This is a genomic window from Amycolatopsis sp. NPDC059027 (assembly GCF_042739735.1).
Lineage (GTDB): Bacteria > Actinomycetota > Actinomycetes > Mycobacteriales > Pseudonocardiaceae > Amycolatopsis.
This window is the reverse complement of the sequence record NZ_JBHYIK010000019.1, coordinates 120,864-126,915: the sequence shown is the minus strand read 5'-3', so window position 1 is coordinate 126,915 and position 6,052 is coordinate 120,864. Positions and strand designations below refer to the sequence as shown.

At 70.0% G+C, this 6,052-nt stretch carries 10 protein-coding genes; 5 read left to right on the top strand and 5 right to left on the bottom strand.

The features are described 5' to 3' along the window. Nucleotides 1-134 precede the first annotated feature (134 nt). From rpsR to rpmB, 4 genes are read right to left on the bottom strand one after another with little or no spacing between them, the layout of a single operon-like run. The gene (rpsR, locus tag ACFWY9_RS15825; protein WP_378322675.1) at nt 135-386 is read right to left on the bottom strand and encodes a 30S ribosomal protein S18; all 252 of its coding nucleotides are present in this window, start codon (nt 384-386) and stop codon (nt 135-137) included. Beyond that, complete coding sequence (gene rpsN / locus ACFWY9_RS15820; protein ID WP_378322674.1) at nt 383-688, bottom strand: 30S ribosomal protein S14; 306 nt, start codon at nt 686-688, stop codon at nt 383-385. The genes rpsR and rpsN overlap by 4 nt, the downstream gene beginning before the upstream one ends. Beyond that, nucleotides 688-855 carry a 50S ribosomal protein L33 gene (gene rpmG, locus ACFWY9_RS15815; RefSeq protein ID WP_378322673.1) on the bottom strand — a complete coding sequence of 56 codons (168 nt, stop codon included), beginning with the start codon at nt 853-855 and terminating at the stop codon, nt 688-690. The genes rpsN and rpmG overlap by 1 nt, the downstream gene beginning before the upstream one ends. Continuing rightward, the gene (gene rpmB, locus ACFWY9_RS15810) at nt 855-1,091 is read right to left on the bottom strand and encodes a 50S ribosomal protein L28 (RefSeq protein WP_378322672.1); all 237 of its coding nucleotides are present in this window, start codon (nt 1,089-1,091) and stop codon (nt 855-857) included. The genes rpmG and rpmB overlap by 1 nt, the downstream gene beginning before the upstream one ends. Before the next feature lie 93 nt (nt 1,092-1,184). Between rpmB and mrf the strand changes: the two genes are divergently transcribed. Genes mrf through ACFWY9_RS15790 form a run of 4 tightly spaced genes read left to right on the top strand, consistent with a single transcriptional unit; the run spans nt 1,185 to nt 3,950 of the window. Next, nucleotides 1,185-2,450 (top strand): ribosome hibernation factor-recruiting GTPase MRF, encoded by a 1,266-nt coding sequence (gene mrf, locus ACFWY9_RS15805; protein ID WP_378339149.1) that lies wholly within the window; start codon nt 1,185-1,187, stop codon nt 2,448-2,450. Then, a complete protein-coding gene (locus ACFWY9_RS15800; RefSeq protein ID WP_378339148.1) occupies nt 2,447-2,710 on the top strand; it encodes a type B 50S ribosomal protein L31 in 264 nt (87 codons plus the stop codon). The genes mrf and ACFWY9_RS15800 overlap by 4 nt, the downstream gene beginning before the upstream one ends. Next, entirely contained in the window at nt 2,710-2,868 is a 159-nt protein-coding gene (gene rpmF / locus ACFWY9_RS15795; RefSeq protein WP_345392056.1) for a 50S ribosomal protein L32, read from the top strand. Before ACFWY9_RS15800 ends, rpmF begins: the two co-directional genes overlap by 1 nt. After that, nucleotides 2,865-3,950: a GTP-binding protein gene (locus ACFWY9_RS15790; RefSeq protein ID WP_378339147.1), complete on the top strand. Its 1,086-nt coding sequence runs from the start codon at nt 2,865-2,867 to the stop codon at nt 3,948-3,950. The genes rpmF and ACFWY9_RS15790 overlap by 4 nt, the downstream gene beginning before the upstream one ends. A 58-nt stretch (nt 3,951-4,008) precedes the next feature. Here ACFWY9_RS15790 and ACFWY9_RS15785 read toward each other — a convergent pair whose 3' ends face one another. Beyond that, nucleotides 4,009-5,325 (bottom strand): MFS transporter, encoded by a 1,317-nt coding sequence (locus tag ACFWY9_RS15785; protein WP_378339146.1) that lies wholly within the window; start codon nt 5,323-5,325, stop codon nt 4,009-4,011. A 186-nt stretch (nt 5,326-5,511) separates the two neighbouring features. On the opposite strand from ACFWY9_RS15785, the gene ACFWY9_RS15780 reads away from it, so the two are divergent. Then, nucleotides 5,512-6,051 carry a DUF2599 domain-containing protein gene (locus tag ACFWY9_RS15780; RefSeq protein ID WP_378339145.1) on the top strand — a complete coding sequence of 180 codons (540 nt, stop codon included), beginning with the start codon at nt 5,512-5,514 and terminating at the stop codon, nt 6,049-6,051. The last annotated feature ends 1 nt before the right edge of the window (nt 6,052 follow it).

Genomic DNA, 6,052 nt, shown 5'->3' with positions numbered 1-6,052 from the left:
TCCCGAACGGAGCGTTCGCGACACGCGCCCACCAGCAAAGCCGCACCCCCGCACCTACCGAGAAAACCCCAATGTGGCGTTCGGTGCGTCCAACGCACCCAATGCCACATTGGGGCGCTCGTCCGCCGGGCAGCTCAGCCCCTGGCGGGGCCGGGGTACGGGAGCAACGCCATCTCGCGGGCGTTCTTGATCGCCGTGGCGACCTGTTTCTGTTGCTGCGGCGTCAATCCCGTCACCCGGCGGGCGCGGATCTTGCCGCGGTCGGAGATGAACTTGCGCAGCAGGTCGACGTCCTTCCAGTCGACCTCGGTGACCCGGGCGGCGTGCAGCGGGTTCACCTTGCGGCGGCCGGGACGGTCACGGTTCGGCTTCGGCATCGAGCTCACCAGCTCGACTTCGAGACGCCGGGCAGTTCGCCGTTGTGCGCCATCTGCCGCATCCGGACCCGGGAGAGCCCGAACTTGCGCAGGTAGCCCCGCGGCCTGCCGTCCGCGGCGTCGCGGTTGCGGATCCGGGTCGCGCTCGCGTCGCGCGGCATGGCCTGCAGTGCCGAGACGGCCGCCGCCTTCTCCTCCGGCGACGCGGCCGGTGAGGCGATGACGGCCTTCAGCTCGCGACGTCGCTCGACATAGCGGGCGGCGATCACCTTCCGCTGCTCGTTCTTCGCGATCTTGGATTTCTTGGCCATCAGCGTTCTTCCTTGAAGTCGACGTGCTTGCGCGCGACCGGGTCGTACTTGCGCAGCACCATGCGGTCCGGGTTGTTGCGCCGGTTCTTCCTGGTCACGTAGGTGTAGCCGGTCCCGGCGGTCGACCGGAGCTTGATGATCGGCCGGATGTCGGTGGCCTTGGCCATCAGAGCTTCACTCCCTTCGCCCGCAGCTCGGCGACGACGGCGTCGATACCGCGCTTGTCGATCGTCTTCATGCCCTTGACCGAAACCCGCAGCTTCACCCAGCGGCCTTCGCTGGGCACGAAGTAGCGGCGGGTCTGCAGGTTCGGGTCCCACCGGCGCGACGTCCGCCGGTGGGAATGCGACACCTGCTTCCCGAAGCCCGGCTTGCGGCCGGTGACCTGGCACACGGCTGACACATGCCCTCCCAAGTTGATAGTGATAATCGTTGTCACTTACTCTACACAGTCGTACCCGTTCATCCCGACGACCCCGTCCGTTCTGGAGCCTCAGTGACCGATCACCCGCGCGTGCCCCTCTTCCTGATCAGTGGCCTCGCCCCGGGACCGAACAGCACCCTCGCCGCGCTGCTGCGCGAGGCCGAGCCCGGCACCGCCGTGGTGCACCACGACCTGCGGCAGATCGGCGCGGGCATCGTCCGCCGCCGGATCCAGCTCGGTAACCGCGACCAGCTCACCGCCCTCGAACTCGCGCACGGCTGCGTCTCCTGCACCCTGCGCGAGGACCTCCTGCCGTTGCTGCGCCGCCTCGCGCGAAACCCCGAGGTGCGGCGGATCGTCCTGCGCCTCGACGAGGCGATGGAGCCCGAACCGGTCAGCTGGGCGATCCGCAACGTGCTGGTCGGCGACCGTCCGGTGCTCGACGACGTCGACCTGCGCGCCGTGCTCACCGTGATCGACTGCGCGAACTGGCTCGGCGACGCGACCGGCGACGCGCTGCTGGGCGAGCGCGATCTGCGCGCGAGCCCGGAGGACGAGCGCACCGTCGCCCAGGTCGCGCTCTCGCAGGTCGAATTCGCCGACGTCCTCGTGCTCGCGGGCGCGGCGACCGACGCGTGGACGGCGGCGAGGTCGTCGGCGGTGCTCGACCGGGTGGCGCCTTCGGTACCCAGGGTCGAACTGTCCCGTGTGGACGGTTCGACCGTGCTCGACGCCGTCCCGCCGGACGCGCGCCGCGGCGAGGTCACCGACATGCACGGGGCGCTGCTGCGCGGTCAGCCGCCGCTGCACACCGACTGCGGGATCGCGCTCGCCACGTTCACCGCGCAGCGCCCGTTCCATCCGGAACGGCTGCACGACGCCATCGACGTCCTGCTCGACGGTGTCGTCCGCACCCGTGGCCGGGCGTGGGTGGCCAGCCAGCCGGACGTCGCGTTCTGGATCGAGTCGGCGGGCGGTGGGCTCGGGATCGGGCACGCCGGACCGTGGCTGGCCTCCCCGGACGGTCCTGAGTGGACGGATGTCTCGGCCGAACGCCGCACGCTCGCCTCGTTGCGCTGGGACCCCGAACACGGCGACCGGGCGCAGGAGATCGTGGTGGTCACCGACCACACCACGCCAGAGGAGATCGAGGCGGCGCTCAACGGCGCGCTGCTCACCGACGAGGAACTCGCCGCCGGACAGGACCTCTGGCGGCACTACCCGGATCCGTTCGGCGACTGGCACGAGGAACCGTGCGACGACACCGAAGCCGATCCCGCCAAGCACGACGCGTCCGTGCTGAACGACGCGTCGGACCGAAAGGACGAAACCCAGTGAAATCCGGTATCCACCCCGACTATCACCCGGTGGTGTTCAAGGACTCGTCGACCGGCGACGCGTTCCTGACCCGCTCCACCATGACGTCGGACAAGACCATCGAGTGGTCCGACGGGAACACCTATCCCCTGGTGGTCGTCGACATCAGCTCCGCGTCGCATCCGTTCTGGACCGGCAACCGGCGGATCATGGACACCGCGGGCCAGGTCGAGAAGTTCCACCGCCGCTACGGACAGCGCAAGACCGGGGGTGCCCGCTGATGGCTGTCCCGAAGCGGAAGACGTCCCGTAGCAACACCCGTTCCCGGCGCTCACAGTGGAAGGCCGCGGTGCCGGATCTGGTGCCGATCAAGGTCGACGGCGAGACGAAGCTCGTCCCGCGCCGGTTGATCAAGCACTTCCAGCGGCTCGAACGGTGAGCGTCCCCGTCACCGTCTTTTCCGGATTCCTCGGCGCGGGCAAGACGACGCTGCTCAACCACATCCTCGCCAACCGCGAGGGCGTGCGGGTCGCGGTGATCGTCAACGACATGAGCGAGGTCAACATCGACGCCGCGCTCGTCCGCTCCCGTACCGAGGAACGGCTCGTCGAGATGACCAACGGGTGCATCTGCTGCACCCTGCGGGAGGACCTCCTGGAGGAGGTCGACCGGCTGTGCCGCGACGGCCGGTTCGACCACCTGCTCATCGAGTCGAGCGGGATCTCCGAGCCGATGCCGGTGGCGGCGACGTTCTCGTTTCCCGGCGAGGACGGGAGGCCGGTGCTCGACGCGGCGCGGCTGGACACGATGGTCACCGTCGTCGACGCGGTGAACTTCGGCCGCGAGCTGGCGAGCGGCGACTCCCTGGTGGAGCGTCGGCTCGACCAGTACTTCGGCGACGAGCGGACCGTGTCGGATCTGCTCATGGATCAGGTCGAGTTCGCCGACGTGCTGCTGCTGAACAAGGCCGACCTCGTCCCGTCCGATGAGCTGGAGCGCCTGGTCGCGGTGCTGCGGCGGCTCAATCCGGCGGCGGACGTCCTGACGTCGAGCTTCGGCAAGGTGCCCTTGGAGCGGGTGTTCGGCACCGGGCGCTACGACGCCGCCCGTGCGGCGGAGGCGCCGGGCTGGGTCGCCGAGCTGAACGGCGATCACGTCCCGGAGACCGAGGAGTACGGGATCTCCAGCGTGGTGTTCCGGGCGGACAGGGCGTTCGATCCGTCCCGGTTGTGGGACGTCGTCGCCCGCCGTCTGGACTCCGGGGAGTTCGGGAACGTGTTGCGGTCCAAGGGGTTCTTCGCGCTGTCGTCGCGGCCCGGGGTGACCGGGCTGTGGTCGCAGGCGGGGTCCGTCGCGCGCTTCGAGCCGCAGGGTGTCGCGGAGGCGCCGCGTCAGGAGCTGGTGTTCATCGGCGTCGACCTGGCGGCCCCCGCGCTCACCAGCGCCCTCACCTCCTGCCTGGCCGACGCTCCGTCCACAGAGGACCCTTTCCCTGCCTGGGACGCCGTCCACGTCCATTGATGGTCCGTGAAGGCCTCCTTACCGGCACTGAGCGCCGGTAAGGAGGCCTTCACGGACTTCAGACGCGAGCGCGCAGGACGGAGCGGCGCAGCAGCGGGATGCCGAACAGGACGAGGAAGGCGGGCAGCACGCTGGACCCGATCAGGATCGCGGTGATCGCGCTGCCCGGCTGGACAGCCGCGGCGTCCACACTGGACACATACCCGCCGAGGGCGAGCACGATCCCGAACACGCCGGGGCCGAGCGCGAGGCCCAGCGTCTCCGACGCCGTCCAGACCCCGGCCGCGATGCCCGCGCGAGTGGCTCCGGTGCGCTCCTCCTCGTCGCCGATGAGGTCGGCCAGGATCGACAGCGGGAACACCGAGATACCCGCGTAGCCGACGCCGCCGAGCGCGACGCACACGAAGGTCAGCGGCAGCGGCAGGACCTTCCCGCCGATCATCCCGGCCAGTCCGACCACGAAGGACAGCGTGGCGATCCGGAACCCGGCGAGCTTGCCCCAGCGCTTCCCGAGCCGCGGCCACAACGGCATGGTGAGCAGCGCCGGGGCGACGACCCCGACGAACAACAGCGTCCGGTAGCCGGGATCGCCCAGGATGTGCTGGGCGTAGTAGCTGATCGCCGCGAGCACGACACCGACGCCGAGTGCCTGGATGAAGTACACGCCGAGCAGCCAGCGGAACGGCCGCCACTGCCGCATCGTCGTCACCAGCTCACGGAAGCTCACCGTGGTCGGCCGCAGCGAACCGACCGGCGCGTCCTTCAGCCCGAAGTAGACCCCGAGCGTCGCGGCCAGCACGATCAGTCCGATCACGACACCCATCACCCGGTAGCCCGCGACCCCCGCGATGGCACCGGTGATCGCGGGCGCGCCACCGCCGGAGACCAGGATCGCCACCGCGAGGAAGCCGATCCGGACACTGGTCAGCCGGGTGCGCTCGTCGGCGGAGTCGGTGATCTCGGCGGGCAGCGCGTTGAACGGCACCTGGAAGAACGCGTACGCCGTGGCGCACAGGAAGAACGCGACGACGACGTAACTCGCGTCCGGCAGCGGGCCGCCGAACCCGGGATGCGCGAACAACGCCGCGAAGAGCACCGCGACCCCGATCCCGCCGTACAGCAGGAAGAGCCGCCTGCTGCCGCGTTTGACCAGGCTCGCGTCCGAGAGCCGCCCGGCGACCGGGTTGAACAGGACGTCCCACGCCTTCGGCACGAACACGATCACGCCCGCCCACGCCGACGGCACGGCCATCGTGTCGGTCAGGTACGGGAGCAGCAGGAGGCCCGGCACGGTGCCGAAGGATCCTGTCACGAACGAGCCGAGCGAGTACGTGTACCTCGTCCGGCGGGGCAGCGTTCGGGGCAGCGTCGCCATGATCCTCCTGTCGAACGTTCCCGGCGAACGATTCAGTACTGGATCTCTGCCCGCACCGGGTAGTGGTCGGGAGGAATCGTGCCACCGTCGTGATGCGCGGGCCGTACCGGGCCGATTTCGGCGAGTACGCCATGCGGTGCCGCCGCCTGTGCCAGGGTGGATCTTCCGGCATCGAGGAGGAATCGGATGAGATCCCCGAGAACGACCCGGGTGTGCGTGGCCGCCCTGCTGTGCGCCACCGCCGCGCTCGCGACCGCGGGCACCGCCAGCGCCGCCCCTGTGTCCTGCGGGACACCCGCACCCGGTCGGGCGCATGAGCAACGCTCCGCGAAGTTTTATGCCCATGCCCCCTCCACCACGTCGCCCGACGACGTCCGCACGGCGGGTGTCGTCCCCGTCGGCCCGGCCACCGCGCTGCGGACGGCGACCGGTCAGGCGATCGTCGACCACACCGAATGGCTCCCGGACCCGAAGGGGCCGCGCCTCGCGGTCTTCCCGACCGAGTACGGACGCCGCCAGGCCCCGGCGAGCGAACGGCTCAACGCCTGGAACGAGGTCGTGAAGCTCGCGCCGGCCGCGAACCACACCAACATGCGCGACCAGTTCCTGTGCCACTACGACTTCGCCCGCATCTCCGAACCGGACAAGCCGAGCTGGAACCTCGAGCAGTGGCGCCCGGACGTCGGCTACACGCGGACCGTGCTCGCCCGCTGCAATCCCACCTGAG

Coding starts and splice junctions, on each gene's coding strand:
- ACFWY9_RS15785 (WP_378339146.1), bottom strand. CDS start 5,325: ATGGCGACGCTGCCCCGAACGCTGCCCCGCCGGACGAGGTACACGTAC.
- ACFWY9_RS15780 (WP_378339145.1), top strand. CDS start 5,512: ATGAGATCCCCGAGAACGACCCGGGTGTGCGTGGCCGCCCTGCTGTGC.
- rpmF (WP_345392056.1), top strand. CDS start 2,710: ATGGCTGTCCCGAAGCGGAAGACGTCCCGTAGCAACACCCGTTCCCGG.
- rpsN (WP_378322674.1), bottom strand. CDS start 688: ATGGCCAAGAAATCCAAGATCGCGAAGAACGAGCAGCGGAAGGTGATC.
- rpmG (WP_378322673.1), bottom strand. CDS start 855: ATGGCCAAGGCCACCGACATCCGGCCGATCATCAAGCTCCGGTCGACC.